Below are 24,907 nucleotides of genomic sequence, written 5' to 3' on the forward strand. Positions count from 1 at the left end.
GCGCTATGCGCCTCCCGTCACGCGCAGCACTTCCTCGAGCGACGTCGCCCCCGACGCGAGCCAGCGCTCGGCGTCGTCGCGCAGCGTGCGCATCCCTTCCGCGCGGCCGGCGGCCAGAATCTCGGCATCGGCCGCATTGCGGTGAATCAGCGCGCGGATCGAATCGTCGACCAGCAGCAATTCGTAGACGCCGCGCCGGCCCGAGTAGCCCGAATGCCCGCACTTGTCGCAGCCGACCGGATGCCACACGGTGCGGCCTTCCTCGTGCCGCTCTTCCTTGCAGACCGGGCAGAGCTGGCGCACGAGGCGCTGCGCGAGCACGCCGAGCAGCGACGACGCGAGCAGGTACGGCTCGACGCCCATGTCGGTCAGACGCGTGACGGCGGACGCCGCATCGTTCGTGTGCAGCGTCGCGAGCACGAGGTGGCCCGTCAGCGATGCCTGCACCGCGATCTGCGCGGTTTCGAGGTCGCGGATTTCGCCGATCATGATCACGTCCGGGTCCTGGCGCAGGATCGAGCGCAGCGCGCGGGCGAAGGTCATCCCGATCCGCTCGTTCACCTGCGTCTGGCCGATGCCGGACAGGTCGTATTCGATCGGGTCCTCGACGGTCATGATGTTGGTCGTCGCGGTTTCGAGCCGCGACATCGACGCGTACAGCGTGGTCGTCTTGCCCGAACCGGTCGGGCCCGTGACGAGCACGATGCCGTGCGGGCGCGCGATCAGCTTGTCGAACTGGACGAGCGTGTCGCGACCCATCCCGAGCGCCTCGAGGTTCAGGCGCGCCGCATCCTTTTCCAGCAGACGCAGCACCGCGCGTTCGCCGTGCCCGGTCGGCAGCGTCGACACGCGCACGTCGACCGGCCGGCCGCCGACGCGCAGCGTGATACGGCCGTCCTGCGGCAGGCGCTTCTCCGCGATGTCGAGCTGCGCCATGATCTTGATCCGCGAGATCAGCGCGCCATGCAGCGCCTTCTTCGGGCGCACGACGTCGCGCAGCGTGCCGTCGACGCGAAAGCGCACGACCGACGCATTCTCGAACGGCTCGATGTGAATGTCCGACGCCTGTTCGCGCGCCGCTTGCGTGAGCAGCGCGTTGATCATCCGGATGATCGGCGCGTCGTCTTCCGATTCGAGCAGATCCTCGACCTCGGGGATGTCCTGCATCAGCCGCGACAGGTCGACTTCGCCTTCGACCTCGCCGACCACCTGCGCGGCGCTGCCGTCCTGGCGCGCGTAGGCCTGGTTGATCGCCTGCGCGAGCTCGTCGGCCGGCACGCGATGCACGGCGATCGAGCCGAAGTTGCGCGCGATTTCCGCGAGCGCGGCGTCGCTCGTGCGTTCGCTGATCCACACCTCGAGCGTGTCGTCGAGCTGATGCGCGATCAGCACCTGGCCGTTCTTCGCGAAGCCGTACGGCAGCAGGCGAGCGGCGAGCGGCGACGGCGGCTGGCGTTCGCCCGGCGCGCCGTCGTGAGTGGAAGACGCGAGCACATCGCTCACTGCGAGGCTCCCGGCGCGGTGGTCAGCGGCTGTTGCGGCACCGCCTGCTGTGGCACGCCCTGCGGCTGCGCGGGCGTCGCCTCCGGCAACGGCTGGGCCGGCACCGGCGCCACCTGGCGCTGCAACTGCTGGCGACGCATCTTGTCGAGATCGAACAGGTTGCCGGCCGGCGTGCCGCCCTGGCTCGGACCGATCGGCATCGGCGGGACGATCGGGTCGTCCTTGTCGCGCATCACGTTGTTGTCCGACTTGTATGCGCCCGTCACGCCCTGGATGTAGTCGTAGCGGTTGGCCGTCACTTCCTGCGCGGTACTGCGATCGGAGATGATCACCGGGCGCAGGAATACCATCAGGTTGGTTTTCGCGCGCACCTTCGATTCCGAACGGAACAGCTGGCCGATCCACGGGATGTCGCCGAGCAGCGGCACCTTGCTGTTCGATACCTGGTAGTTGTCCTGCATCAAGCCGCCGAGCACGATGATCTCGCCGTTGTCGGCCAGGATCGTCGACTGGATCGAGCGCTTCGTGAAGGTCGGGCCGGTCTGCGAGCTGGTCGTGCCGGCGACGACCGCGGAATCCTCGGTATAGAGCTGCAGCTTCAGGATCCCGCCGTCGGTGATCTGCGGCTTCACGTGCAGCGTCAGGCCGACGTCGCGACGATCGTAGGTATTGAATGCATTGCTCGTGGTGCCGCTCGTCAGGTTCGAATACGAGCCGGTCGCGATCGGCACGTTCTGGCCGACGACGATCTTCGCTTCCTCGTTGTCGAGCGTGATCAGGTTCGGCGTCGACAGCACGTTCGCGTCGTTCACGCCCGCAAAGTACTGCAGCAGCGCGCCGAGCCCTTGCACGCCGAACATGTTGTGCAGCCAGCCGATGTTGAGCCCTTGGGCCAACTGGCCGAGATTGGAGGCCAGCCCGCCACCGGTGACCCCGCCGGCTGCGTTGGTCAAGCCGCCCGCCGTCAGGTTGACGATGCTGTTGCCCAGGCCGCCCGACGGATTCAGGTTCGTGCCGCCGAGGAACTGGCCACTCGCCACCTGCCACTGGATGCCAAGGTTGCCGGACGTATTCGAATTCAGCTCGACGATCAGCGCTTCGATGTAGACCTGCGCGCGCCGCGCGTCGAGCTGGTCGATCACCGAGCGCAGGTTCCGGTAAACCGGATCGGACGCGGTGATGATCAGCGAGTTGGTCGCCGAGTCGGCTTGGATCATCCCGCCCGGCTGGTTGTCGTCGTTCTTCTCCTTGTCGCCGCCGAGCAGGCCGCCGCTGCCGAGGCCGCCACCGTTGGACGAGCCGCTGCCGTACGCCGACGAAGACGACGAACCGCCAAGGCCGCCCGATGGCAGCGGCGGGGTGCCCGACGTGCCGGTCGAGAAGTTGCCGCTCGACGACGAGCCGCCGCTCTGGTTGAAGCTGTTCGCATCGTTGGACGACGCCGACGAGCCGCTGTCGTTGCCGCCCTTGCCGAGCATCCCGCGCAGCGTCTTCGCGAGCTTCACCGCATCGGCGTTGCGCAGCGGCACGACGTGCATGTTGCCGGGCACCGCGCTCGGCGCATCGAGCTGCTGCGCGAGGCGTTTCGCGGCCGCGAGGCGCGACGCGTTCGACGCACGCAGCAGCAGCGAGTTGGTGCGCGGGTCGGCCGTGACCGATACCTTCAGCGTCGCGTCGCTGTTGCCGATCGCGCCCGGGTCGAGCATCTTCTGCATCTGCGCGGCGAGGTCGATCGCGTTCGCGTTGCGCAGCGTCACGACCTGCACCTGCGAGCCCGCGGCGCTGTCGATGCCCGAGATGATCTGCGCGATGCGGCGCACGTTGTCCGCATAGTCGGTCACGACGATCGTGTTGTTCGCCGGGTAGGCCGTCACCGTGTTGTTCGGCGAGATCAGCGGCCGCAGCACGGGCAGCAGGTTGTTCGCCGATTCGCTGTGCAGTTCGAACACCTGCGTGATCACCTGGTCGCCGCGCGCCTGCGGCGCATTGCCGACATAGGTCGGCACGCCCTGCAGCTTCGCGTCGGCTTCCGGCACGACCTTCAGCACGCCGTGATCCTGCACGAGCGCGAAGCCCTGCATGCGCAGCGCGGACTGCAGCGTCTTCAACGCCTGGTCTTCCGGCACCGGCCGTTCGGCCACGAGATTGAGCTGCCCCTTCACGCGGGGGTCGACGATGATGGTCTTGCCGGTCGCGGCGCCGATCGCCTTCGCGACCTGGTCGATATCCGCATTCACGAAGTTGAGCGTGACCTGAGCGTAGGCGGCCTGCGAGACGATGATGCCGGCCACGAGCAGGGTCGTGGCGATACGCCGCATAACGAAGCGATTTCTTGTCATGGATGAATGGGTCGATGCCGGCTCAGGCCACTTCCGGCGGTAGTGCTGGGATCCAGGTCCGAAAGAGGCGACATTAGCAGTTTTTCATGTCCGAAATATCACATTGATCCGAAGACTGTCTCACATACGACATGTATCCGGCGAGCCGTATGCAATATGTAAGGATCGATGTCATACTCCGCATGCCGGCCGTCGCCTCCCGCCGCCGTCCCAATTTCGCGATGAACCGACACGGAAATGCGGTATAACCGGGCTGTCGTATTCCTGCCTGTCGCAATCCGGCGGTCTGCCGGTATGATACGGGCGGCGCGTTTCTCGTCGCACTAATAAACAGGCACGGGTTTTCCCGGAGCTTCGCGCAATTCCTTTTCGTTTCCGCACGATGAACAGACGGTTCGCTTCGATCGCGTTGATCGCCGCCGGCGCGTGGTTCGCCAGCGGCAACGCGCGCGCGGACTGTTTCGACGAAGCGGCCAAATACCAGCAGGTCAATCCGCTGATCCTGCGCGCGATCGCGTGGCAGGAGTCGCGCAACCGGCCCGGTGCGCTGAACAAGAATACGAACGGCTCGGTCGACTACGGCCTGATGCAGATCAATTCGATCCACCTGCCGACGCTGTCGCGCTACGGGATCGGCCGCGACACGCTGATGGAACCGTGCAAGAACGTGTACATCGCCGCGTGGCATCTCCGACAGAAGATGAACCGCTACGGCAACACGTGGCAGGCGGTCGGCGCCTATCATTCGGAAACGCCGTCGCTGCGCGACAAGTACGCGCGGCAGATCGCCGGCATCCTGACGCAATGGAAGTTGCTGCCCACGCAGACTGCTCAAACTGCTCAAACCACTCCGGCCTCTCAGGCCGCGCAGTGATGCCGCGCCGCATCGCCGGCTGACGCCGGGTCGGCCGGCGCGCGTTTGATGCACAATGCGGGCTGACGCCGCCGTTTCGCCCGCGTGCGGGCCGAACGCGCCCCGGCAGGGCGCCGCGGCCGCTTTTTCATCTTTTCCGTTGGTGCATATCATCATGAATCCGGCAATGAAACAGCCGTTGCCCGTCACCGTGCTGTCCGGCTTCCTCGGCGCCGGCAAGACCACGCTGCTCAACCACGTCCTCGCGAACCGCGCGGGCCTGAAAGTCGCGGTGATCGTCAACGATCTCGCGGCGGTCAACATCGACGCCTCGCTCGTGCGCGACGCGCAGGCGCTGTCGCACGTCGAGGAACGCCTCGTCGAAATGTCGAACGGCTGCATCTGCTGCACGCTGCGCGACGATCTGCTCATCGAGATCCGCAAGCTCGCGTCCGAGGGCCGCTTCGATGCGATCATGATCGAATCGACCGGTATCGCGGAGCCGATGCCGATCGCCGAAACGTTCACGTTCGTCGACGACGACGGCGCGTCGCTGTCGGCCGTCGCGCGGCTCGACACGCTCGTGACCGTGGTCGACGCGTACAACTTCCTGCGCGACTACGGCTCCGACGACGCGCTCGCGACGCGCGGCATCGCCGCGTCGGAAGACGACGACCGCACGCTCGTCGAGCTGCTGATCGAGCAGATCGAATTCTGCGACGTGCTGGTGATCAACAAGGCCGACCTGGTCGCCGCGGACGATCTCGCGCGCCTGCAGCATATCCTCGCACGCCTCAATCCGCGCGCGCACCAGGTCGTGTCGACGTTCGGCAACGTGCCGCTCGACGAAGTACTGAACACCGGCCGCTTCGATTTCGACGAAGCCGCGAATGCGCCGGGCTGGCTCGCGTCGCTCGACCACGATCACACGCATTGCGACGACCCCGACTGCCATGACGACCATCATGCGCACGTGCACGGCGAAGCAGACGAATTCGGGATCGGCAATTTTGTTTACCGCGCGCGCCGGCCGTTTCACCCGGCACGGCTCTGGGCGCTGCTGCATCAGGAGTGGCCGGGCGTGCTGCGCAGCAAGGGTTTCTTCTGGCTCGCGACGCGCAACGACATCGCGGGTTCGCTGTCGCAGGCGGGCGGCGTATGCCGGCACGGGCCGGCGGGTTCGTGGTGGGCGGCGCAGGATCGCGCGGAATGGCCGGACGACGACGAGCTGCTCGCTGAAATCCGCGCCGAATGGCTGGGCGATCTCGACGATCGCACGGTCGGCGATCGCCGGCAGGAACTCGTGCTCATCGGCATCGCACTCGACGCCGATGCGTGGCGCACGAAACTCGACGCGTGCCTGCTGACCGATGCGGAGTTCGCACTCGGCGCGACGGGATGGGCGGCGTTCGACGATCCGTTCCCGGCGTGGGACGTCGATTCGCACGACGACGACGATCACGGCGACACGCAGATCGTGCATGCGTGATCGCGTGTAACGGCTCGTAAAAGTAACCGTTAACTTTTGCAAGAGCGGTGCGGACTGTGGCGAAAATGCCGCGCGCGCCCAACAAAAAACCCGCCGAGAGGCGGGTTTTTTTCTGGAACAGGCGCGGGTTTAACGCTTGTTGACGGCGTCCTTGAACGCCTTGCCAGCCGTGAACTTGACCGTCTTGGCTGCCGGGATCTTGATGGTTTCGCCCGTCTTCGGGTTGCGGCCCGTACGTGCTGCGCGCTTGCCCGAACCGAAGCTGCCGAAGCCGATCAGCTGAACCGCATCACCCTTCGACACGGCCTTCTTGATGACTTCGAGCAGCGTGTCCAGCGTTTCGCCGGTTTGAGCCTTGCTGGCGCCCGTTTGGGCGGCGACGGCGTCGATCAGTTCCTGTTTGTTCATTAAGGTTCCTTTATCAGGTTAGGTTGACACGAACAGCGCGAACGCGCCGATTATACGTGCGCGAACCGTGCCGTCGAGAGTCAGACTCCGACGACACAGCGCCGAATCCTGGCCCGCGCGACGCGCCCTCCGGCTTGCCGGCGGCCACCCCGCGGTACGGCGTTGCTATGATAGCGCAGCGCAAACCCAATAACGACAAGGGTTTCAAAGATTTTCATCGGTATTTCGCCGAATGAATCGTCGATTGACCGTTTTTTGACCTGCGCCAACCGGACAGGATACGCAGCGTGGTCCGCCCGTACGTCACCCCGTTGCCCTTTTCCAACGGCCGGTCGGACGGCCTCCCGCAATCCCTTGCCAGGCTTGGCCGCCACGTTTTTTGTTTCGCATGCCCGACCGACTTGTTTACGCCACGCTCGCGCTTCGCGACGACGGCACGCTCGTCTCGCCCGAGTTCGGCGAGCTTCATCGCGGCGCATCCGGCACGCTCGCGCACGCGCATCGCGCGTTCGTCGCGGGCAACGGGCTGCCCGCCCGCTGGCAGCGGCGCAGAACGTTCACGATCGTCACGACCGAGTTCGGCGCGGGCGCCGGCTTCCTCGCGGCCTGGGCCGCGTGGCGCGACGATCCTGCGCGCTGCGAACGGCTGCATGTCGTCGCGCTCGAGCCGCACCCGTTCTCGCGCGACGACCTGCGCCGCGCGGTTTCCCATATGGTTGCAGGCACAACCATATCGGCAGACGTCGGCGCATTGATCGATGCATGGCCGATCCTCGTGCCGGGCCTGCATCGGCTCGAATTCGACGAAGGACGCGTGGTGCTCACGCTCGCGTTCGGCAATGCGATCGATCTGTCTAAGAAGCTCGTCGCGCGCGCCGATGCGTTTTTTCTCGATGGCGCCGCGGCATCGAACGACGGGATCCGCGCATTCGCGAAAATCGCCGGCGAACACGCGACGTTTGCGACGCATGCAAAGTCCGACGACGTAAAACACGCGCTCGGCGAAACAGGTTTCACGTTCCGCGAAGTCGACGATCGTCTCGTCGGCGAATATGCGCCGCGCTGGCGCGCGCGCCGGCACGAGCCGCCGCGTGCACTGCCCGTTGCAGCGCGCCGCGCGATCGTGATCGGCGCGGGCCTCGCCGGCTGCGCGGTGGTCGAACGCCTGGCTGCGCGCGGCTGGGACGTCACGCTGATCGAGCGGCATGAACGGATCGCGAGCGAAGCGTCGGGCAACCCGGCCGGGGTTTTCCATCCGTTGATGACGCGCGACGACAACGTCGCGAGCCGGCTCACGCGCGGCGGCTTCCTGCACGCGATCGCACGCTGGCACGCCCTCGAACGCGCGGGGCATGCGTTCGCACGCAGCACGCACGGGATGATCCATCTCGCCGAATCGGCCGACGACTTTGCGCGGATGCGCGACGCGTTCGATGCGTTCGGCGCACCGTCCGACTACGTCACCCTGCTCGATGCCGAGGCCGCGCGTGCGCACCTGAATCTGCCGGTCGCGCATGGCGGCCTGCTGTTTCCGCACGGCGGCGCCGTCTGGCCGGCCGGGCTGTGCGCCGCGCAATTTGCGGCGGCCGGCGAGCGCGTGCGCCTGCTTGCGTCCACCTGCGTCGCGCGGCTCGAACGGCGGGGCGACACCTGGCATGCGCTCGACGATACCGGCGCCACGCTGGCCGATGCGCCCGTCGTCGTGCTCGCGAACGCGGGCGACGCCGCGCGTCTTGCCGGGCTGCGGCATATCGCGCTGCAACCGGTGCGCGGCCAGCTCACGCTGTTGCCGCCGGGCACCACGGCGCCGCTGCCGTGCCCGGCGATCGGCGACGGTTACGCGGTCCCGCTCGACGACGGCACGCTGCTGATCGGCGCCACGTTCGAACCCGACGATACCGATCCCGCGATGCGGACGGCCGGCCACGTCGAAAACCTCGAGCGCGTGCGGCATCTGCTGCCGGGCCTGATCGGCGACCTGCCGGACCCCGCCGCGCTGCGCGGGCGCGTGGCGTTCCGCTGGGTCGTCGGCGACCGCCTGCCGCTCGTCGGCCCGCTCGCCGACGAAGCGCAGGCCACCGCGAACGCACGCGCGCTGGGCGGTGCGCAGGCGCGCGACCTGCCGCGCATGCCCGGCCTCTACGGCGCATTCGGCTTCGGTTCGCGCGGCCTCGTGTGGGCTGCGCTCGGCGCCGAGCTGATCGCGTCGCAACTCGAAGGCGAGCCGTGGCCGCTCGAGCGCGAACTCGCCGACGCGGTCGACCCCGCCCGCTTCCTGATCCGCGCGCTGCGCGCACGCCGCGTCGGTTGGACGGGCTGATCGGCCGCGCCTTTCTCACAGTTTTCCGATTTTCCCGTGCAAGGTTATCCACGCCATGCTGTGGATAACCGCGCGAAATCCGCACGCACTTCATGTGTAATCACAGTGGACGTAAACTGGGTAACTCGGCACAGCTGTGAAGCGGCCCGAAAGTTGCTCAACTCAAACGTCTGTGCACGAACAGCCTGTGCAATCGGTTATGGTTTCGCCAACGCCTTGATATGGCAGCGTAAACCGGAGTTATCCACAGAACTGTGCGCCCTTTGTTAACTTCTACTATGTATATATACAAGTAAACCTTTGAAACCAAAGACCTGTGGTGCCGCACAGCGCCGCGAGTCGATTCAATCGGTTCCAGAGCGAAAAAGCTGTGGCACAATCGGTTTCCTTCGCGTTCGTTCGGCCAGGCGCCGGACATGCTTCAATGGAACGGTCGGCACGATTTCGAATCTGAATCTTCGAGACAGCGCTGTCCGTTCACACACCAGGCCGACAATCCAGATCGGCAACCTGAACGACGTTCCGCCTTGTGGCGGAACAGGCGGACCCCATGTACCGCCATCGTCGAGCACAACAATCACATTCGGGGCGATACCCAGCCGGCGCGCATCCATTCCTGACGCTTGACCCCGCGTCGCTGGCGGTTGCTTCCAAAGGAGAAGTCACCACGATGAAGTCGGCGTTCTCATTCCTGCCCAACTGGCCGCTTGCGCCGGATGCCGTGTTCTGGGCCGGGCTCGCGCTCTTCGCAGCCGGCCTGTGCGGCGAGCTGTGCTATCGCGCGTGGCGCCTGCCGCGCATCACCGGCTATGCCGTGATCGGCCTGATCGCCGGTTCATTCGGATTCGGCGTGATCGACGCGAGCACCGACGAAACCTCGCGACTGCTGATGGACGTCGCGCTCGGCCTGCTGCTGTTCGAGCTCGGCAGCCGCCTCGACCTGCGCTGGATCCGGCGCAATCCGTGGCTCGTCGCGTCGAGTCTCGCGGAAGCCACGCTCACGTTCGTGCTCGTGCTGTTCGTGATGCTCGCGCTCGGCGTATCGGGGATGGTCGCGCTGGTGCTGTCGGCGATTGCGATCGCGACGTCGCCGTCGATGGTGATCCAGCTCAAGACCGAACTGCGCGCGGAAGGGCAGGTGTCGCAGCGTCTCATCACGCTCACCGCGCTCAACAGCGTGTACGCGATCGTGCTGACCAAGCTCGTGACGAGCTGGCTGCATCAGGAAGCGTACGGCAACGTTTTCGCGACGATCCTGCAACCGCTCTACCTGCTCGCCGGTTCCTTCATCGTCGCGTATCTTGTCGCGCGTTCGTGCAATTACCTGTTCCGTCACATGACCGCGACGATGCGCGACGAGCATTCGTTCGTCGCGCTGTTCGGGCTCGTGATGCTCGCGATTGCCGTCGCGCAGGCGTTGAAACTGTCGACGCTGCTCACGCTGCTGCTCGCCGGCATCATCGTGAAGAACCTCGAAGCGCGGCCGCAGCTGTGGCCCGAGCATTTCGGCACGGCCGGATGGCTGCTGACGGTGGTGCTGTTCGTGCTGACGCTCACGTCGTTCACGTGGGGCGACATCGCGCTCGGCGGGCTGCTCGCGATCGTGCTGATCGTCACGCGGCTCGTCGCGAAGCTGGCCGGCGTCGTCGCGTTCGCGAAGCCGAGCGGCATCGGGATGAAGCAGGGCATCGCGCTCGGCATCGCGCTCACGCCGATGTCCGCGCTGTCGTACCTGCTCGTCGACGATACCTACCAGCTCTATCCGAATTTCGACCCGCACCTGCGCGCGATCGTGATGTGCTCGATCGTGATCCTGCAGCTCGTCAGCCCGTTCGTCGTCTACCGCTGCCTGTCGGCGGTCGGCGAACGCAGCGACGGCAACTGATTCCGGAACCTGCCATGGCACTCGAAACCTTCGTCAATTCCGAACCGTTCACGTTCGGCGTCGAACTGGAGATCCAGGTCGTCAACACACACAACTACGACCTGACCAAAGCGGCATCCGACCTGATGCGCCTGATCCAGGGCGAGACCTTTCCGGGCAACATCACGCCGGAAATCACCGAAAGCATGATCGAGCTGTCGACCGGCATCTGCCATTCGCACGAGCAAGCCGTCGGCGAACTGCATGCGATCCGCGACGTGCTCGTGAAGGCAGCCGACCAGCTCAACGTCGGGCTGGCCGGCGGCGGCACGCATGCGTTCCAGCAATGGAGCGACCGGCAGATCTACGATGCGCCGCGCTTCCAGTACATCTCCGAGCTGTACGGCTATCTTGCGAAGCAGTTCACCGTGTTCGGCCAGCACGTGCACATCGGTTGCCCCGATCCCGACAGCGCGCTGTTCCTGCTGCACTCGATGTCGCGCTTCATCCCGCACTTCATCGCGCTGTCCGCGTCGTCGCCATTCGTGCAGAACGTCGACACGGGCTTCCATTCGGCACGCCTGAATTCGGTGTTCGCGTTCCCGCTGTCGGGCCGCGCGCCGTTCGTGCTGACCTGGGACAGCTTCGAGGAGTACTTCACGAAGATGGTGAACACGGGCGTCGTCAATTCGATGAAGGACTTCTACTGGGATATCCGGCCGAAGCCCGGCTACGGCACGATCGAGGTGCGCGTGATGGACACGCCGCTGTCGGTAGATCGCGCGGCGGCGATCGCCTGCTACATCCAGACGCTCGCACGCTACCTGCTGACCGACCGGCCGCTGAAGCTGTCGGAGGACGATTACCTCGTCTACACGTTCAACCGTTTCGAAGCGTGCCGCTTCGGGCTCGAAGGCACCTGCGTGAATCCTCAGACGGGCGAGCGCCGCACGATCGCGGAAGACATCCTCGACACGCTCGACCGGATCGCCCCGCATGCGGCCGCGCTGGGTTCGCGCGCGGCGCTCGACGAGATCGGTGCGCTCGCGAAGGCGCGCGTGAACGACGCATCGTGGTTGAGAACCGTTTTCAAACAGGAAAAATCGCTGAACGAGACGGTCCGGCAGCAGTGCTTGCGTTGGCGCGAGTGAAAAAATGTTTTGCAGATTGCGGGATCGACCGCGGCGCGATTCACTGAATGGCGTTCGCTGCCATGTCCGGCCGAAATCGTCGTCGGGCGTCCTGAAAATCTGTGGATAACCCGATATTCCACTGCAAAGTCAATGCTCTGCGGGCGGGATAACCCGGTGGATCATCAGCGTGCGGCCGATGGCCGATCCGAACAGGAAAATACCGGCGCGCCCCGTTTCGCGGGCGCGCGACATTGCACGCACAACGAAAAAATCCGGTTATCCAGCGATTTTCCACAGAGTGCAGGGGATAACTTAGCTGTGCGATTTTCCGCTCTCGCTTAGAATGTCGGCTTTGCGGACACCGGAAACGATGCGTGTCTCTCCGGTCGCCGCGAACGCGACCGCCGCGTGTGCCTCGCGACGGCCGTGCTGACGCCACTCGAAAGAGTGCGTCTGTTTTGAGATGGATTCGATCTCCACACTACGGCCGCTCGGCCATCCGGGCGGCGGCAAAGCGAAAAGACTATGAGCGAAGGCGTTTACGGGAACCAGGCTGCGGGACGTGTGACCCACAGCCTGCTGCGGTTGAGCACGGCCATGCGGAGCGAGGCATGGGATTGGGCGGAAGGCGCTGGCCTTACGCCGACGCAGGGCGAGATTCTCGTGCTGCTGCTGCAGCGCAAGGGCCCGATGCGGCTCGGCGAGATCGCGCGCGAGACGCAGCTCACCGCAGCCACCACGAGCGATGCGGTCAGCACGCTCGAGACGAAGGGGCTCGTCGAGAAGCGCCGTGCGCTGGACGACGGCCGGGCACTGGCCGTGCGCCTGTCGGCGCGTGGCCGTACGGCCGCGAAGAAGGCGCTGCAATGGCCTGAATTCCTGACGAAAGCGGTCGGCAAGCTCGGCGCGGACGAGCAGGGCACGCTGTATCGCGCGCTGCTGAAGACGCTGCGCGAGCTGCAGGTGGCCGGGGCGACGCCGCCGCAACGCATGTGCCTCACGTGCACGCATTTCCAGCCGGGCAAGCTGTCGAAGAAGACCGTGCATCACTGCGCGGCGCTCGACATCTCGATGTCCGACAGCGATCTGCGTCTCGACTGCTCGGTGCAGGAAGAAGCCGACGCGGCGACGCAGAAGAAGACCTGGAAGATTTTCGCAGGCTGACGTCCGTCGATCGACCGGGAGGCCGATGATGAACGCTGAAGTCGTGGCGATCCGCCACGTGCATTTCGAGGATCTCGGGAGCTTCGAGCAGGTGCTCGGCGAACGCGGTCGACGGGTGCGCTACGTCGATGTCGGATCGTCGCGGGTCGAGGTGCTCGATGTGCTCGAGCCGTCGCTGCTCGTCGTGCTCGGCGGGCCGCTCAGCGTGTACGACGATGCGCAGTATCCGACGATCGCGCCGCTCCTGGCGCTCGTGCGCCAGCGCATCGACGCGGGGCTGCCGATCCTCGGCATCTGCCTCGGCGCGCAGTTCATCGCACGGGCGCTCGGGGCGCACGTCTATCCGGCCGCACGGCACGAACTCGGCTGGACGCCACTGACGCTCACCGACGCCGGTCGTGCGTCGCCGTTGCGCCATCTCGACGGCGCGACGACGTCGATGCTGCACTGGCATGGCGATACGTTCGACCTGCCGGGCGGTGCGATCCATCTCGCGTCGACGCCGGCCTGCCGCCACCAGGCATTCGCATGGGGGCAGCACGTGCTGGCGCTGCAATGTCATCCCGAGATCCGCACCGAGCGCTTCGAACCGTGGCTGATCGCGAACGCCGGCGAAATCGCCGCGACGCCCGGTGTCGACGCGCGCCAGTTGCGCGCCGATACCGCGCAGCAAGGCCCCGCGCTCGAGACGGCCGCACGGCGCATGTTCGCGGAGTGGCTCGACAGCGTCGGGCTCTGACGTCGCGGGCAGCCGCGCCGCTGCCAAGCTTGGGTCCAGTCTGCATCCGTTGCGAGCCGGCGCATCGCCGTACACCGCACGTTCCGTGCACCGCCGGCATCCGGCCGGCCGTACCTGACCATCCGCTTACTGTCGATCGCGCCGTCTGCACGCTTCAGGCGTGCGTGCTACGCTCGTCCGCTCTTTCCCTTTCCTGACGAGCGGCTTCCATGACAGCGCTGTTTTCTCCGTTCACGCTGCGCGGCGTAACCCTTCCGAACCGGATCGTGATTTCCCCGATGTGCCAGTACTCGGCCGAACGCGGCGAAGCGACCGACTGGCACATGATTCACCTCGGCCATCTCGCGCTGTCGGGCGCGGGGCTGCTGTGCATCGAAGCGACTGCGGTGGAACCCGACGGGCGCATCACGCATGGCGACCTCGGCCTGTGGGACGACGTGACCGAAGCCGCGCTGAAGCCGGTGCTGGCCGCGATCCGCAAGCATTCGCCGGTCCGCGTCGCGATGCAGTTGTCGCATGCGGGGCGCAAGGCGTCGAGCGCGGCGCCGTGGGAAGGCGGCCAGCTCGTGCCGGTCGCCGACGGCGGCTGGTTGGCCCACGGGCCGTCGGCCGTGCCGCACAAGGACGGCGAGACGCCGCCGCTCGCACTCGATGCCGCGGGCCTGAACCGCATCCGCGACGCCTTCGCGGCGTCGGCCCGGCGGGCCGCGCGGCTCGGTATCGATGCGATCGAAGTGCACGCGGCGCACGGCTACCTGCTGCATCAGTTCCTGTCTCCGCTCGCGAACCGGCGCACCGACGAATACGGCGGCTCGCGCGAAAACCGGATGCGGTTTCCGCTCGAGATCTTCGAGATCGTGCGCGCCGCGTTTCCGGAAGACCGGCCGGTCGGCGTGCGCGTGTCCGCGACCGACTGGGTCGAAGGCGGTTGGGAGCTCGACGATACGATCGCGTTCGCGCACGAACTGAAGCGCCGCGGCTGCGACTGGATCGACGTGTCGTCCGGCGGCGTGTCGCCGCTCCAGAAGATTCCGCTGGCGCCCGGCTACCAGGTGCCGTTCGCGCAGGCCGTGAAGCGGGCGGTCGGCATGCCGACGATCGCGGTCGGCCTGATCAACGAACCCGGGCACGCGGACCGGCTGATCGAGGCCGGCGACGCCGATCTCGTCGCGATGGCGCGCGCGATGCTGTACGACCCGCGCTGGCCGTGGCACGCGGCGGCCGAACTCGGCGCGCAGGTGACGGCGCCGCCGCAATACTGGCGCTCGCAGCCGCGCGAGCACAAGGCGCTGTTCGGCGACGTCGCATTCGGCCAGCGCTGAGCACATCGCGCAATATTGCGCGCGATGTTGAACGAAGCAATCGTGAACGTGTAGGATGCGGGTGATTCGCCGCATGCCCCGACGCGGCACCGACCGGTGCCGCGTTTTCGTTTGGTGCGGCGCCCGGCCGCGATCGCGGCCGCTTCCATTCAAGTCGTCTTCACAAGGGATCGTTCGATGAGTTCACGCAGGATCGCGGTGCGCCGCTCGGGAGTACACGGCAAGGGCGTGTTCGCCGTGGCGCCGATCAAGGCCGGCGAGCGCGTAGTGGAATACAAGGGCGAGCGAATCTCGTGGAAGGAAGCGCTGCGCCGTCATCCGCACGACCCGAGCGAGCCGAATCATACGTTCTACTTCGCACTCGACGAAGGCGGCGTGATCGACGGCAAGATCGACGGCAACAGCGCGCGCTGGATCAACCATTCGTGCGCGCCGAACTGCGAAGCCGAGGAGGTCAAGGGCCGCGTGTACATCCACGCGCTGCGCGACATCGGGCCGGAAGAAGAGCTGTTCTACGACTACGGCCTCGTGATCGACGCGAAGCTGACGAAGAAGCTCAAGCGCGAATACGCGTGCCACTGCGGGGCGGAGTCGTGCCGCGGCACGTTGCTTGCGACGTCCGACGAAGGCGGAAAGAAGAAAAAGAAGAAGGACAAGGACAAGGACAAGAAGGACGGCAAGTCCGCGTCCGGTTCGAAGGACAAGAAGAGCAGGAAGTGATGCAGGCGGCAGCGCATCTCGCGCTGCCGCTGTCGTTTCAGCCGACGGTTGCCGCATCGTAGCGGGCCGTCGTTCGCTTTCCTTTTCCGGCGGGCCACCCGGTCAACGGGCCGGCGGCTGCCCGCCGCGAATCGCTCAGTGCGTCGGCGCCGCGGCCGGCGTTTCGCTGGCCGGTTTCTCCGTATGCGCGGCGAGCGGCACCCTCACCACGAAGCGCGAGCCGCCTTCCGCTGCGTCCTCGTACGACACGGTGCCGCCGTGCATCGCAATGATGTCGTGCACGATCGCGAGCCCCAGCCCGGCGCCCGTTTCGACGCCGTTGCCGCTTTGCGCGTCGCCGCGGAAGAAACGCTTGAACAGGTCGGCCTGCTGGTTGGCGGGCACGCCGGGGCCGTTGTCCTCGACGACGATCTCGGCGGCAGGCTGGCTGTCCTCGAGCGCGGCGCGCGCGACGTTCACCGTGATCCGCGCGCCGTTCGGCCGCGCGAGCGGCACGTACTTCAGCGCATTGTCGAGCAAGTTCGCGATCACCTCGCGCAGCAGCACGGGGTTGCCGCGCACGATCAGCTTCTCGTCGTCGCCTGCGTCGTCGCTGCGCTGGAAGCCGAGGTCGACGTGCGACGCGAGCGCGCGCGGCACCCATTCGGCTCCCGTCTCGAACGCCATCGCCGCGAGATCGACATCGACGAAGCGTGCGGCCTGTTCGCCCGGCTCGGCACGCGCGAGCGACAGCAACTGGTTGGACAGCCGCACCGCGCGGTCCGCGGCCGCGCGCAGCTCGCGCACCGCGGCGTAGGTCTGGTGCGGGTCGCGCGCGACGGCCGCCTGCTCGGCATGCAGCTTCACCGCGGTGAGCGGCGTGCGCAACTGGTGGGCGGCATCGGCGATGAACTTGCGCTGCGCGTCGAGCGCGGTCTTCAGGCGGCCGAGCAGCGCGTTCATCGCGCTCGTCAGCGGCCGGATCTCCAGCGGCACGTCGGTTTCGTCGACCGGTTCCAGCGACGTGTGGGTCTGCCGGTTCAGCGAATCGGCGAGATGCGTGAGCGGGCCCAGTTGCTGGTTCACGACGCGCCACACGATGCCCCAGCCCGCGAGCAGCAGCAGCAGCAGCGGCATCATGATCGCGACGAGGAATTCGGCCGCGATCCGGTAGCGGTGCCGTACCGGCTGCGCGACTTCGACGACCATCGGCCGGCCGCCTTCGACGTTGTCGACGCGCACCTGCGCGACCCGCACCGCGCGGTTGTCGTATTCGGCCTCGAACACGTACGCATGATGCATGCGGCGGACGTTGATGCCCTGCAGCGGCAGCTTCGGGTCGCCGGCGAGTTCCTGCTCGCCGTCGCTGATCCGGTAGATCAGCGCTTCGGCCGGATCGGAGAACATCGCCTGCGCGAGCGGCGGCACCGTGAACGGCGCGTCGGGGCCGGCGATCTGGATCTGTTTGGAGATGGCGGTCGCGAGATCGGCGAGCGAACGGTCGATCACGTGCTGCGTGTATTGCCACGCGAGCCAGTAGGCGATCAGGCCGCTCATCAGCGCGAGCATCGACAGCGGGGCGGCGAGGCGCCGGAGCAGCGAGCGGCGCAGGCTGGTGGTCACAGCCGGATCAGGAGACATTTCGACGGGCAAATGGATAAGCGCCGCTCACGGGGAGCGGCGCGGTCGTACGCCGGGAGCGGCGACGCGGAGCCGCACGCATGCGCCGACGGCACGCGGCCGGCCGGCGCGCGGCGTCGCTCAGACGCTCGCCGTCTGGCGGATTTCCTGCAGCAGGTAGCCGAAACCGCGCACCGTGACGATTTCGACTCGGCACTGTTCGAGTTTCTTGCGTACGCGGTGCACGTAGACTTCGATCGCGGTGTCGCCGAGATCGCCGCCGAAATGCGTGAGGTGATCCTGCAACTGGGCCTTGCTGACGACGCGGCCGTGACGCAGCAGCAGCATCTCGAGCACCGCGAATTCGCGCGGCGACAGTTCGAGCGGCTTGTCGTCGTTGAAGATGCGGCGGTCGACGCCCGACAGCCGGACGCCGCCGAGCGACACTTCCGGACGCGGCATGTCGCTGTGCGGGCCGCTGCGGCGCATCACCGCGCGGATGCGCGCTTCGAGCTCGGCCGGCTCGAACGGCTTGAGCATGTAGTCGTCGGCGCCGGAGTTCAGGCCCTGGATCCGGTCGTTCAGCTCGTCGCGTGCGGTCAGCACGATCACGGGCGTGTGGCGGTTGGTCTGGCGGAAGCGCGTGAGCAGCGTCATCCCGTCGATGCCCGGCAGGCCGAGGTCGAGGATCACGAGTTCGTGGCGGTTTTGTGCCAGCGCCTGTTCGGCAAAAATGCCGTCATGCACCATGTCGACGGTGAAGCCAGCCTGCTCGAGGCTGCTCTGGATACCGCGTGCGATGGGGCGGTCGTCTTCGATCAGAAGGAGTCGCATGAAGTTCGCTCAAGTACAATGGGTTGGCGGTTCAGGCACGCGGACAGCACGAAGCCGTTTCCACAGGGGTGCCGCATCGCCTGACATCAAGCATGGCGGCCAGCGAACGATTAGATCCAATCATGTCCGATATTTCGATCCACGACCTAGAAGCCGCGATCAATTTCTGGCGCGCCCGCTCGCCGTCGAGCGGCGACGAACTCAAACTCTGCGAAGAGGCCAGCGCGCTCTCCAAGCCGTATGCGCTGCTGATTGTACAGCGCGAAAGCGCGCTGCAACTGGAAGGTTTGGACCCCAAGGCGCGGAAAGCGTACGAGACTTACGCGCGCCTTAAGGATGGCTTGGAAAGCTGAAGGCTTTCGCTGAGTACATCCTAGAAAACGTTTAGCGAAATGAAAAGTTGACGCGCCGCGCATCGAAAAGACGCGCGGCGGTAGAGGCGGGACTCAGGCGCCCGGTTGCGCGTGCGCGGCGGCGCCGTCGATGAACCGCGCGAGTTCGATGTCGCGCTCGGTCAGGCCGTCGGCGTCGTGGGTCGACAGCGTGACGTCGACGCGGTTGTACACGTTGAACCATTCCGGATGATGGTTCATCTCCTGCGCCTTGATGGCGACGCGCGTCATGAAGCCGAATGCCTCGTTGAAATCGGCGAAGCGCAGGCGGCGCTGGATCGCGTCGCGGCCCGGCACGGCCGTCCAGAGCGGCAGGCCTTCGAGCCGGGTCTTGCGTTCTTCGGATGTGAGCTTGTGGATCATCTTGCACCTCTCGTTCGGTAACGGCGCCCGCGCACGGCTGCGCCGCGCGGCGCAGCCGGCATCGTTCATTGTTTCATAGTTGTGCAAAGGGTGACGGGCGGCTGGCGCCGCGGCGCCGGCGTGTCATGCGTCACGCGTCGTCGTCGGGCCAGCCTTCGCCCGTGCCGCGATGCAGCACGCGGTCGGTCTCGAGCACCGCGCCGGCCGCGAATTCGGGCAGCGCCGCGAGCCGGTCGGCCAGCGCGCGACCGTCGACGTCGGCGAGCGCGAACAACTGCGCGAAATCGTCGATCACGAAGTAGGTCTTCTGGAACGTGTCGATCCGATACTTCGTGCGCATCACGCGCTCGAGGTCGAACCCGAGCCGGTTCGGCGCCGCGCTTTCGAGGCTGTACAGGCTTTCGCCCTTGCTCGACACGATCCCGGCGCCGTAGATCGACAGCCCGTTGGTCCCGCGCGGGTCGCGGATCAGCCCGAATTCCACCGTATACCAATAGAGGCGCGCGAGCCGCGCCAGCGCCGCTTCGTCGTCGGCGACCGCGAGCGCGGTGCGGCCATACGCCTGCATGTAGTCGGCGAACACCGGATCGATCAGCAGCGGCACGTGGCCGAACAGGTCGTGGAAGCAGTCGGGTTCCTGCAGGTAGTCGAGCTGATCGAGACGGCGCATCCACCAGGTGACCGGAAAACGCCGGTTCGCGAGGTGCTCGAAGAACACGCGGTCGGGCACGAGGCCCGGCACCGCGACGATTTCCCAGCCGGTCACGGGCTTCAACTGGCGGTTCACGTCGGCGAACGACGGCACGCGATCGACCGGCAGGTCGATCTTGCCGAGCCCGGCGACGAATGCATCGCACGCGCGGCCGCGCAGCAGGGCCGACTGGCGCGCATAGAGCTGCGTCCATACCGCGTGGTCGACCTGGCCGTAGCGCTGCAGCGGCTGGTCGATGGTGAAATCGGCGCGGGTTTCGAGGCCCGCATCGAACTGCTCCTGCAGTTTCGCGGTGACGACGGTGGACATGATCAGGCTCTGCACGCTGAGGTTGGGACCATGCAAGTGTAGAGCGGGCCGCGCGCGGAATGGGCGCATAGTTGGCGTTCAATCGCTCAATGATGCGATAATCTCGCATCAAACCATGAATCAATGCGGAGAATGTTCATGCTGGAACTCGATCACTTCGATCTCGCGCTGCTGGACGTGCTGCAGCGCTTCGGTCGCGCGACGCATCAGCAGTTGGGCGAGGAGGTGCCGCTGTCGCCGTCGCAGATCGGCCGGCGGCTGCAGCGGCTCGAGGCGGCCGGCGTGATCGAAGGCTACCGCGTGATGCTGCGGCCCGAAAAGCTCGGGCTCGGCGTGACCGCGTTCACGAGCCTGAAGCTCAAGCATCACGGCGATTCGATCATCGAGCAGTTCCAGCAGCAGATCGACGTGCTGCCGGAAGTGCTCGAATGCCATGCGGTGGTGGGCGATGCCGACTACCTGCTGCGGATCGTCGCGCCGGATCTCAACGCGCTGTCGCAGTTCGTGATGAAGAAGCTGATGCGGGTACCGGGCGTCGACAGCGTGCGCTCGAACATCGTGCTGACGACCTTCAAGCGCAACGGCGCACTGCCGCTCGCGCATCTGGCGCCCGGCGCCGCGTGACGGGGAGGAGCCGCGGCACAGGCCCCGGGGGCGTCCCGTGCGGGGCGCCGTCGGTGGGGCCGGATCAGGCCGTTTCGGGTTGGGTGTCGGCGTTCAGCAGATCGACGTACGCGACCGCGACGAGATCGTCCTGCGCCACGCCGAGCTTCGTGAACACCTCGTGCGCTTCGGCTTCGCCGCCGGCTTCGTCGTCGTCCGGGCCGAGCACGACTTCGAGCTCGATGAAGTCACCGAGGCCGTCGACGCGGTCGAGGTGGATGCGGGTTCGGCCCGCGAGGTACACGTGCCGCTCCTTCGTCACGATCCCGCGCGTGGTCAGTGCGGTCGCGAGCAGCGAATGCATCGCGTCGGGGTTCGTCACCGGGCTGCGCGTGTAGTACGACGCCTTCGGGCCATCGCGGTCGTCGCGCTGATAGAAGATCAGCTCGGCCGGCGTGCCGTCCTCGAAGCGGCGCAGCTTCAGCCGGCCGCGCGGCACGTCGTAGAAGAAATCCTGCTGGCGGTAGAACAATGGTGCTTCGGTCGCGAGCTGAGCCGCCTGTTCGCGCAGCCGGTCGAATTCGCGGGCGCGGGCTTTGATCTCGATGTTGCGGGCCATGCGGGTCTCCTTCAATCGGGGTCTCGCGGTGTGCGAACGCACAATCTAGCAAAAAGCCTGCAACGATGGCGTGACGACCGGACGGGACGCGGCGACACGACGCGGGAGCGGGCGATCCGGTCCGTCACGGCGATCCGCGGAATGCGTCAGGCGGCGAAACCCGAGGCACAGCCGGCCGCATCGACATCAGCAACGCTCATATCGCCCACTGCGTTTCGATCAACCGCAGCGCGGCCGCGATCGCCGGTTCGTCGCGCCGCTCGGCGAGCGTCACGAACGTCAGTTCGGTCGGCACCGTCACGCGCTCCACGATCGTCAGCGCATGCGCGTGCGCTTCGGCCAGCGCGGTCGAATCGCGCGCGAGCGTTAACCCGATCCCCGATTTGACGAGGTCGAGCATCGATTGCTCCTGGTCGACCTCGGCGACCTTCACCGGCTGTGCGCCGGCGTCCGCGAAACGCCGCGACAGCAGCCGGTGATGCGCGGACGCCGGCGGCGTCCAGATCCACGGCAGCGCGGCGAGCGCGCGCCAGTCGTGCGCGCGCTGTACGCGCTCCTTCCAGCCGGCGGGCGCGAGCACGCGGTACTGGAAATGCGTGAGCGTGAGGGTGTGGAACAGCGCGCCGTCGAGCGGATCGTCCTCGCCCGGCCGGCCGATGTAGTAGCCGACGTCGAGCGCCCGCGCGCGCACCTGTTCGATCACCCAGCCCGACATCCCGTGCCGCAGCGCGGTCTCGATCTGCGGATGGGTCTCGACCAGCGCGCGCAGGAAGCCGCCGAGCCGCAGGAACCCCGGGTCGAGGATCGTGCCGATCCGCAGCCGGCCGCGCACCTCGTGCCGCAGCGCGGCAGCGGCGCGCTGCACGTCGGCGGCCGCGGCGAGCGCGCGTTCCGCGTGCGGCAGCAGCGTCTGGCCGTCGCGCGTGAGCGCAAGGCCGCGCGACGTGCGCGTGAACAGCACGACGCCGAGCGTTTCCTGCAGATGCTTGATCTGCAGGCTGACGGCCGGCTGCGTGAGGTGCAACTGCGCCGCGGCGCGCGTCAGGTTGCCTTCGCGCGCGACCGTCGCGAACGCGCGGAGCAGGGTGAGATCCATCGTCGTGATATGAGCGTAGCTTATAACGCGGTTCAGCATAACTCATTGGATCGGCGGCCGGGCGCGGGAGTACGCTTCATCGGGTCGTGCGCGCGGGCAGCAGGCGCGGTGCGACGCGACGCACTATGCTGAAAAGGCGCGCGGCATCGCGCCGCGCGGTGCAATAACAAAGAGGTTTGGAGCCGAGTGAGCGCTGAAGCGCCAACTTGGGTCGACCGCCGTGGGGATGGAGTAAGCCGCTGAAGCGGCAACTCCGTCCAGCCACGCCATGGGACCCGAGTAAGTGCTGAAGCGCCAACTTGGATCGACCGCCGTGGGGATGGAGTAAGCGCTGAAGCGCTAACTCCATCCAGCCACGCCATGGGACCAGCGTAAGCGCTAAAGCGCTAACGCTGGTCGACAGGAGACAAGCAGTGACTACTCAACGCACGCTCGAGGGCGAATTCGACTACGTGATCGTCGGCGCAGGCACCGCGGGCTGCGTGCTCGCGAACCGCCTGACCGAGGATCCCGACATCCACGTGCTGCTGCTCGAAGCAGGCGGCAAGGACGACTATCACTGGATTCATATCCCGGTCGGCTATCTGTACTGCATCGGCAACCCGCGCACCGACTGGCTGTACAAGACGCAGCCCGAAGCGGCGCTCAACGGCCGGGCGCTGTCGTATCCGCGCGGCCGCGTGCTCGGCGGCTGCTCGTCGATCAACGGGATGATCTACATGCGCGGCCAGCGCGAGGACTATGACGACTGGGCGCGGGAAACCGGCGACGCCGGCTGGTCGTGGGACAGCGTGCTGCCGATCTTCAAGCGCAGCGAGGATCACCATGCGGGCGCGAGCGACGCGCACGGGGCGGGCGGCTACTGGCGCGTCGAGAAGCAGCGGCTGCGCTGGGAGATTCTCGAATCGTTCGCGCAGGCCGCGCAGCAGACGGGCATCCCCGCCACCGACGATTTCAACCGCGGCGACAATGCCGGGGTCGGCTACTTCGAAGTGAACCAGAAGCGCGGCGTGCGCTGGAATACGTCGAAGGCGTTCCTGCGGCCCGCGATGGCGCGCCCGAACCTGACCGTGATCACCGGCGCGCACGCGCAGCGCGTGATCTTCGACGGGCGGCGCGCGGTCGGCGTCGAGTACCACGGCGGCGGCACCGATTACGTCGCGCGGGCGCGGGCGGAGGTGCTGCTGACGTCGGGCGCCGTGAATTCGCCGCAATTGCTCGAACTGTCGGGGATCGGCGACGGTCGGCGGCTGCAGGCGCTCGGCATCGACGTCGTGCAGCATCTGCCGGGCGTCGGCGAAAACCTGCAGGATCACCTGCAATTGCGGATGGCGTTTCGCGTCGACGGCGTGCGCACGCTCAACACGCTGTCCGCGCACTGGTGGGGCAAGCTGATGATCGGCGCCCAATATGCGCTGCTGCAGCGCGGGCCGATGTCGATGGCGCCGTCGCAACTGGGCGCATTCGCGAAATCGGACCCGGACGATCCCGCACTCACGCGCCCCGATCTCGAATACCACGTGCAGCCGCTGTCGCTCGAACGCTTCGGCGAGCCGCTGCACGGCTTCAACGCCTTTACGGCGTCGGTCTGCCATTTGCGGCCGACGTCGCGCGGCAGCGTGCACGTCACGAGCGCCGATCCGGGCAGCGCACCGTCGATCGCGCCGAACTACCTGTCGACCGATCACGATCGGCACGTCGCCGCGAACGCGCTGCGTCTCACACGCCGGATCGCGTCCGCGCCGGCGCTCGCGCGCTATCGTCCCGAGGAAATCCTGCCGGGCCCGCAGTACCGGACCGAGGCCGAACTGATCGATGCGGCCGGCGCCATCGGCACGACGATCTTCCACCCGGTCGGCACCTGCCGGATGGGGCGCGCCGACGACGAGCGCGCGGTGGTCGACAGCCGGCTGCGCGTGCGCGGCATCGCCGGGCTGAGAATCGTCGATGCGTCGGTGATGCCGTTCATCACGTCGGGCAACACCAATTCGCCGACGTTGATGATCGCCGAGCGCGCGAGCGACATGATTCGTGCCGACCGCCGTGCGGCGCGCGAAACGACGTCGGTGCGAACCGAGGCCGCGGTGACGGCTGCATGACGGCCCGCTGACACGCGCGCCAGCGCGCCGTCATGCACACCCGCTGATTCGCTATGCGAAGCATGGCTGACGTCGCTTCTGCTCGAACGGCAAGATCCGTGCAAGCCGCGCCGTCGCGCGGCTTTTTTTCGGCGCGCGTGCCGCGTCCTGCAGCAGGTCAACGCGTGATGATGCACGTATCAAAAAAGCGTGGAGAAAAACCGCACGCAGTCGCGTCCGATATGGCGGCCACCCCTATAAGTGCAAATCCCGATGATTGCACTGCACCAACGGCGCGACAATGTTGCGCAATGTGCATACGCGTCGGCGCGGGAGACCACCCTCGAGGCGTACCACGGCGCCCGGGGGCAGCCCGCTGATCCGCTGACCTGTTCGCGGCCGCTTGCGCCAGGCTTCCCGGTGCTTCGCCTGACTTCGTACGGAAGGG

Annotated in this window: 21 protein-coding genes; 12 read left to right on the forward strand and 9 right to left on the reverse strand. The window is 66.7% G+C overall.

Annotated features, from left to right (window positions below; all coding sequences use genetic code 11):
• Positions 1–3 precede the first annotated feature (3 nt).
• Positions 4–1,494: a type II secretion system ATPase GspE gene (gene gspE / locus HWX09_RS30690; RefSeq protein WP_306427301.1), complete on the reverse strand. Its 1,491-nt coding sequence runs from the start codon at positions 1,492–1,494 to the stop codon at positions 4–6.
• Between the two features lie 5 nt (positions 1,495–1,499).
• Entirely contained in the window at positions 1,500–3,842 is a 2,343-nt protein-coding gene (gene gspD / locus HWX09_RS30695; RefSeq protein WP_027783130.1) for a type II secretion system secretin GspD, read from the reverse strand.
• A gap of 382 nt (positions 3,843–4,224) precedes the next feature.
• Between gspD and HWX09_RS30700 the strand changes: the two genes are divergently transcribed.
• Together HWX09_RS30700 and HWX09_RS30705 are read left to right on the forward strand one after the other, a co-directional pair.
• Positions 4,225–4,716, forward strand: a complete 492-nt coding sequence (locus tag HWX09_RS30700) for a lytic transglycosylase domain-containing protein (RefSeq protein ID WP_027783131.1) — start codon at positions 4,225–4,227, stop codon at positions 4,714–4,716.
• Positions 4,717–4,870: 154 nt separating this feature from the next.
• Positions 4,871–6,184 carry a GTP-binding protein gene (locus tag HWX09_RS30705; RefSeq protein ID WP_027783132.1) on the forward strand — a complete coding sequence of 438 codons (1,314 nt, stop codon included), beginning with the start codon at positions 4,871–4,873 and terminating at the stop codon, positions 6,182–6,184.
• Positions 6,185–6,313: 129 nt separating this feature from the next.
• On the opposite strand, the gene HWX09_RS30710 is transcribed toward HWX09_RS30705, so the two are convergent.
• Positions 6,314–6,592, reverse strand: a complete 279-nt coding sequence (locus HWX09_RS30710; RefSeq protein WP_006401505.1) for an HU family DNA-binding protein — start codon at positions 6,590–6,592, stop codon at positions 6,314–6,316.
• A 388-nt stretch (positions 6,593–6,980) separates the two neighbouring features.
• Between HWX09_RS30710 and mnmC the strand changes: the two genes are divergently transcribed.
• The 7 genes from mnmC to HWX09_RS30745 all read left to right on the forward strand — a co-directional run bounded on the left by mnmC (position 6,981) and on the right by HWX09_RS30745 (position 15,854).
• Entirely contained in the window at positions 6,981–8,912 is a 1,932-nt protein-coding gene (gene mnmC / locus HWX09_RS30715) for a bifunctional tRNA (5-methylaminomethyl-2-thiouridine)(34)-methyltransferase MnmD/FAD-dependent 5-carboxymethylaminomethyl-2-thiouridine(34) oxidoreductase MnmC (RefSeq protein ID WP_027783133.1), read from the forward strand.
• Between the two features lie 670 nt (positions 8,913–9,582).
• Complete coding sequence (locus HWX09_RS30720) at positions 9,583–10,797, forward strand: cation:proton antiporter (RefSeq protein WP_027783134.1); 1,215 nt, start codon at positions 9,583–9,585, stop codon at positions 10,795–10,797.
• A 14-nt stretch (positions 10,798–10,811) separates the two neighbouring features.
• Positions 10,812–11,927 carry a YbdK family carboxylate-amine ligase gene (locus HWX09_RS30725; RefSeq protein WP_027783135.1) on the forward strand — a complete coding sequence of 372 codons (1,116 nt, stop codon included), beginning with the start codon at positions 10,812–10,814 and terminating at the stop codon, positions 11,925–11,927.
• A 507-nt stretch (positions 11,928–12,434) separates the two neighbouring features.
• A complete protein-coding gene (locus HWX09_RS30730; protein ID WP_027783136.1) occupies positions 12,435–13,073 on the forward strand; it encodes a MarR family winged helix-turn-helix transcriptional regulator in 639 nt (212 codons plus the stop codon).
• 28 nt (positions 13,074–13,101) lie between these two features.
• Positions 13,102–13,812 carry a glutamine amidotransferase gene (locus HWX09_RS30735; RefSeq protein ID WP_027783137.1) on the forward strand — a complete coding sequence of 237 codons (711 nt, stop codon included), beginning with the start codon at positions 13,102–13,104 and terminating at the stop codon, positions 13,810–13,812.
• A 209-nt stretch (positions 13,813–14,021) separates the two neighbouring features.
• Positions 14,022–15,134, forward strand: coding sequence for an NADH:flavin oxidoreductase/NADH oxidase (locus tag HWX09_RS30740; RefSeq protein WP_027783138.1), 1,113 nt, complete (start codon positions 14,022–14,024; stop codon positions 15,132–15,134).
• 177 nt (positions 15,135–15,311) lie between these two features.
• Positions 15,312–15,854, forward strand: a complete 543-nt coding sequence (locus HWX09_RS30745) for an SET domain-containing protein-lysine N-methyltransferase (RefSeq protein WP_027783139.1) — start codon at positions 15,312–15,314, stop codon at positions 15,852–15,854.
• Positions 15,855–15,989: 135 nt separating this feature from the next.
• Here HWX09_RS30745 and HWX09_RS30750 read toward each other — a convergent pair whose 3' ends face one another.
• Positions 15,990–17,474: a sensor histidine kinase gene (locus HWX09_RS30750; RefSeq protein ID WP_027783140.1), complete on the reverse strand. Its 1,485-nt coding sequence runs from the start codon at positions 17,472–17,474 to the stop codon at positions 15,990–15,992.
• Between the two features lie 120 nt (positions 17,475–17,594).
• Positions 17,595–18,287, reverse strand: coding sequence for a response regulator transcription factor (locus HWX09_RS30755; RefSeq protein ID WP_006401494.1), 693 nt, complete (start codon positions 18,285–18,287; stop codon positions 17,595–17,597).
• 122 nt (positions 18,288–18,409) lie between these two features.
• Here HWX09_RS30755 and HWX09_RS30760 point away from each other — a divergent pair, with 122 nt between their 5' ends.
• Positions 18,410–18,640, forward strand: a complete 231-nt coding sequence (locus HWX09_RS30760) for a DUF3717 domain-containing protein (RefSeq protein WP_027783141.1) — start codon at positions 18,410–18,412, stop codon at positions 18,638–18,640.
• Positions 18,641–18,733: 93 nt separating this feature from the next.
• On the opposite strand, the gene HWX09_RS30765 is transcribed toward HWX09_RS30760, so the two are convergent.
• Entirely contained in the window at positions 18,734–19,111 is a 378-nt protein-coding gene (locus tag HWX09_RS30765; RefSeq protein ID WP_256980638.1) for a 4a-hydroxytetrahydrobiopterin dehydratase, read from the reverse strand.
• Between the two features lie 61 nt (positions 19,112–19,172).
• A complete protein-coding gene (gene phhA, locus HWX09_RS30770) occupies positions 19,173–20,063 on the reverse strand; it encodes a phenylalanine 4-monooxygenase (protein WP_027783143.1) in 891 nt (296 codons plus the stop codon).
• Positions 20,064–20,201: 138 nt separating this feature from the next.
• On the opposite strand from phhA, the gene HWX09_RS30775 reads away from it, so the two are divergent.
• Entirely contained in the window at positions 20,202–20,687 is a 486-nt protein-coding gene (locus HWX09_RS30775) for an Lrp/AsnC family transcriptional regulator (RefSeq protein ID WP_006408082.1), read from the forward strand.
• A gap of 64 nt (positions 20,688–20,751) precedes the next feature.
• On the opposite strand, the gene HWX09_RS30780 is transcribed toward HWX09_RS30775, so the two are convergent.
• Together HWX09_RS30780 and HWX09_RS30785 are read right to left on the reverse strand one after the other, a co-directional pair.
• The gene (locus HWX09_RS30780; protein ID WP_027783144.1) at positions 20,752–21,285 is read right to left on the reverse strand and encodes a class IV adenylate cyclase; all 534 of its coding nucleotides are present in this window, start codon (positions 21,283–21,285) and stop codon (positions 20,752–20,754) included.
• A 196-nt stretch (positions 21,286–21,481) separates the two neighbouring features.
• Positions 21,482–22,381: a LysR family transcriptional regulator gene (locus HWX09_RS30785; protein ID WP_027783145.1), complete on the reverse strand. Its 900-nt coding sequence runs from the start codon at positions 22,379–22,381 to the stop codon at positions 21,482–21,484.
• 413 nt (positions 22,382–22,794) lie between these two features.
• On the opposite strand from HWX09_RS30785, the gene HWX09_RS30790 reads away from it, so the two are divergent.
• On the forward strand, positions 22,795–24,480 hold the full coding sequence (locus HWX09_RS30790) for a GMC family oxidoreductase N-terminal domain-containing protein (protein ID WP_027783146.1): 1,686 nt from the start codon (positions 22,795–22,797) through the stop codon (positions 24,478–24,480).
• The last annotated feature ends 427 nt before the right edge of the window (positions 24,481–24,907 follow it).

The organism is Burkholderia sp. BCC1208 (genome assembly GCF_902833095.1).
Taxonomy (GTDB): Bacteria; Pseudomonadota; Gammaproteobacteria; order Burkholderiales; family Burkholderiaceae; genus Burkholderia.

What these genes read in the sequence shown, in the direction of transcription:
- gspD (WP_027783130.1), bottom strand. Translation starts at nt 3,842, where the DNA reads ATGACAAGAAATCGCTTCGTTATGCGGCGTATCGCCACGACCCTGCTC.
- HWX09_RS30700 (WP_027783131.1), top strand. Translation starts at nt 4,225, where the DNA reads ATGAACAGACGGTTCGCTTCGATCGCGTTGATCGCCGCCGGCGCGTGG.
- HWX09_RS30705 (WP_027783132.1), top strand. Translation starts at nt 4,871, where the DNA reads ATGAATCCGGCAATGAAACAGCCGTTGCCCGTCACCGTGCTGTCCGGC.
- HWX09_RS30710 (WP_006401505.1), bottom strand. Translation starts at nt 6,592, where the DNA reads ATGAACAAACAGGAACTGATCGACGCCGTCGCCGCCCAAACGGGCGCC.
- mnmC (WP_027783133.1), top strand. Translation starts at nt 6,981, where the DNA reads ATGCCCGACCGACTTGTTTACGCCACGCTCGCGCTTCGCGACGACGGC.
- HWX09_RS30720 (WP_027783134.1), top strand. Translation starts at nt 9,583, where the DNA reads ATGAAGTCGGCGTTCTCATTCCTGCCCAACTGGCCGCTTGCGCCGGAT.
- HWX09_RS30725 (WP_027783135.1), top strand. Translation starts at nt 10,812, where the DNA reads ATGGCACTCGAAACCTTCGTCAATTCCGAACCGTTCACGTTCGGCGTC.
- HWX09_RS30730 (WP_027783136.1), top strand. Translation starts at nt 12,435, where the DNA reads ATGAGCGAAGGCGTTTACGGGAACCAGGCTGCGGGACGTGTGACCCAC.
- HWX09_RS30735 (WP_027783137.1), top strand. Translation starts at nt 13,102, where the DNA reads ATGAACGCTGAAGTCGTGGCGATCCGCCACGTGCATTTCGAGGATCTC.
- HWX09_RS30740 (WP_027783138.1), top strand. Translation starts at nt 14,022, where the DNA reads ATGACAGCGCTGTTTTCTCCGTTCACGCTGCGCGGCGTAACCCTTCCG.
- HWX09_RS30745 (WP_027783139.1), top strand. Translation starts at nt 15,312, where the DNA reads ATGAGTTCACGCAGGATCGCGGTGCGCCGCTCGGGAGTACACGGCAAG.
- HWX09_RS30750 (WP_027783140.1), bottom strand. Translation starts at nt 17,474, where the DNA reads ATGTCTCCTGATCCGGCTGTGACCACCAGCCTGCGCCGCTCGCTGCTC.
- HWX09_RS30755 (WP_006401494.1), bottom strand. Translation starts at nt 18,287, where the DNA reads ATGCGACTCCTTCTGATCGAAGACGACCGCCCCATCGCACGCGGTATC.
- HWX09_RS30760 (WP_027783141.1), top strand. Translation starts at nt 18,410, where the DNA reads ATGTCCGATATTTCGATCCACGACCTAGAAGCCGCGATCAATTTCTGG.
- HWX09_RS30765 (WP_256980638.1), bottom strand. Translation starts at nt 19,111, where the DNA reads ATGAACGATGCCGGCTGCGCCGCGCGGCGCAGCCGTGCGCGGGCGCCG.
- phhA (WP_027783143.1), bottom strand. Translation starts at nt 20,063, where the DNA reads ATGTCCACCGTCGTCACCGCGAAACTGCAGGAGCAGTTCGATGCGGGC.
- HWX09_RS30775 (WP_006408082.1), top strand. Translation starts at nt 20,202, where the DNA reads ATGCTGGAACTCGATCACTTCGATCTCGCGCTGCTGGACGTGCTGCAG.
- HWX09_RS30780 (WP_027783144.1), bottom strand. Translation starts at nt 21,285, where the DNA reads ATGGCCCGCAACATCGAGATCAAAGCCCGCGCCCGCGAATTCGACCGG.
- HWX09_RS30785 (WP_027783145.1), bottom strand. Translation starts at nt 22,381, where the DNA reads ATGGATCTCACCCTGCTCCGCGCGTTCGCGACGGTCGCGCGCGAAGGC.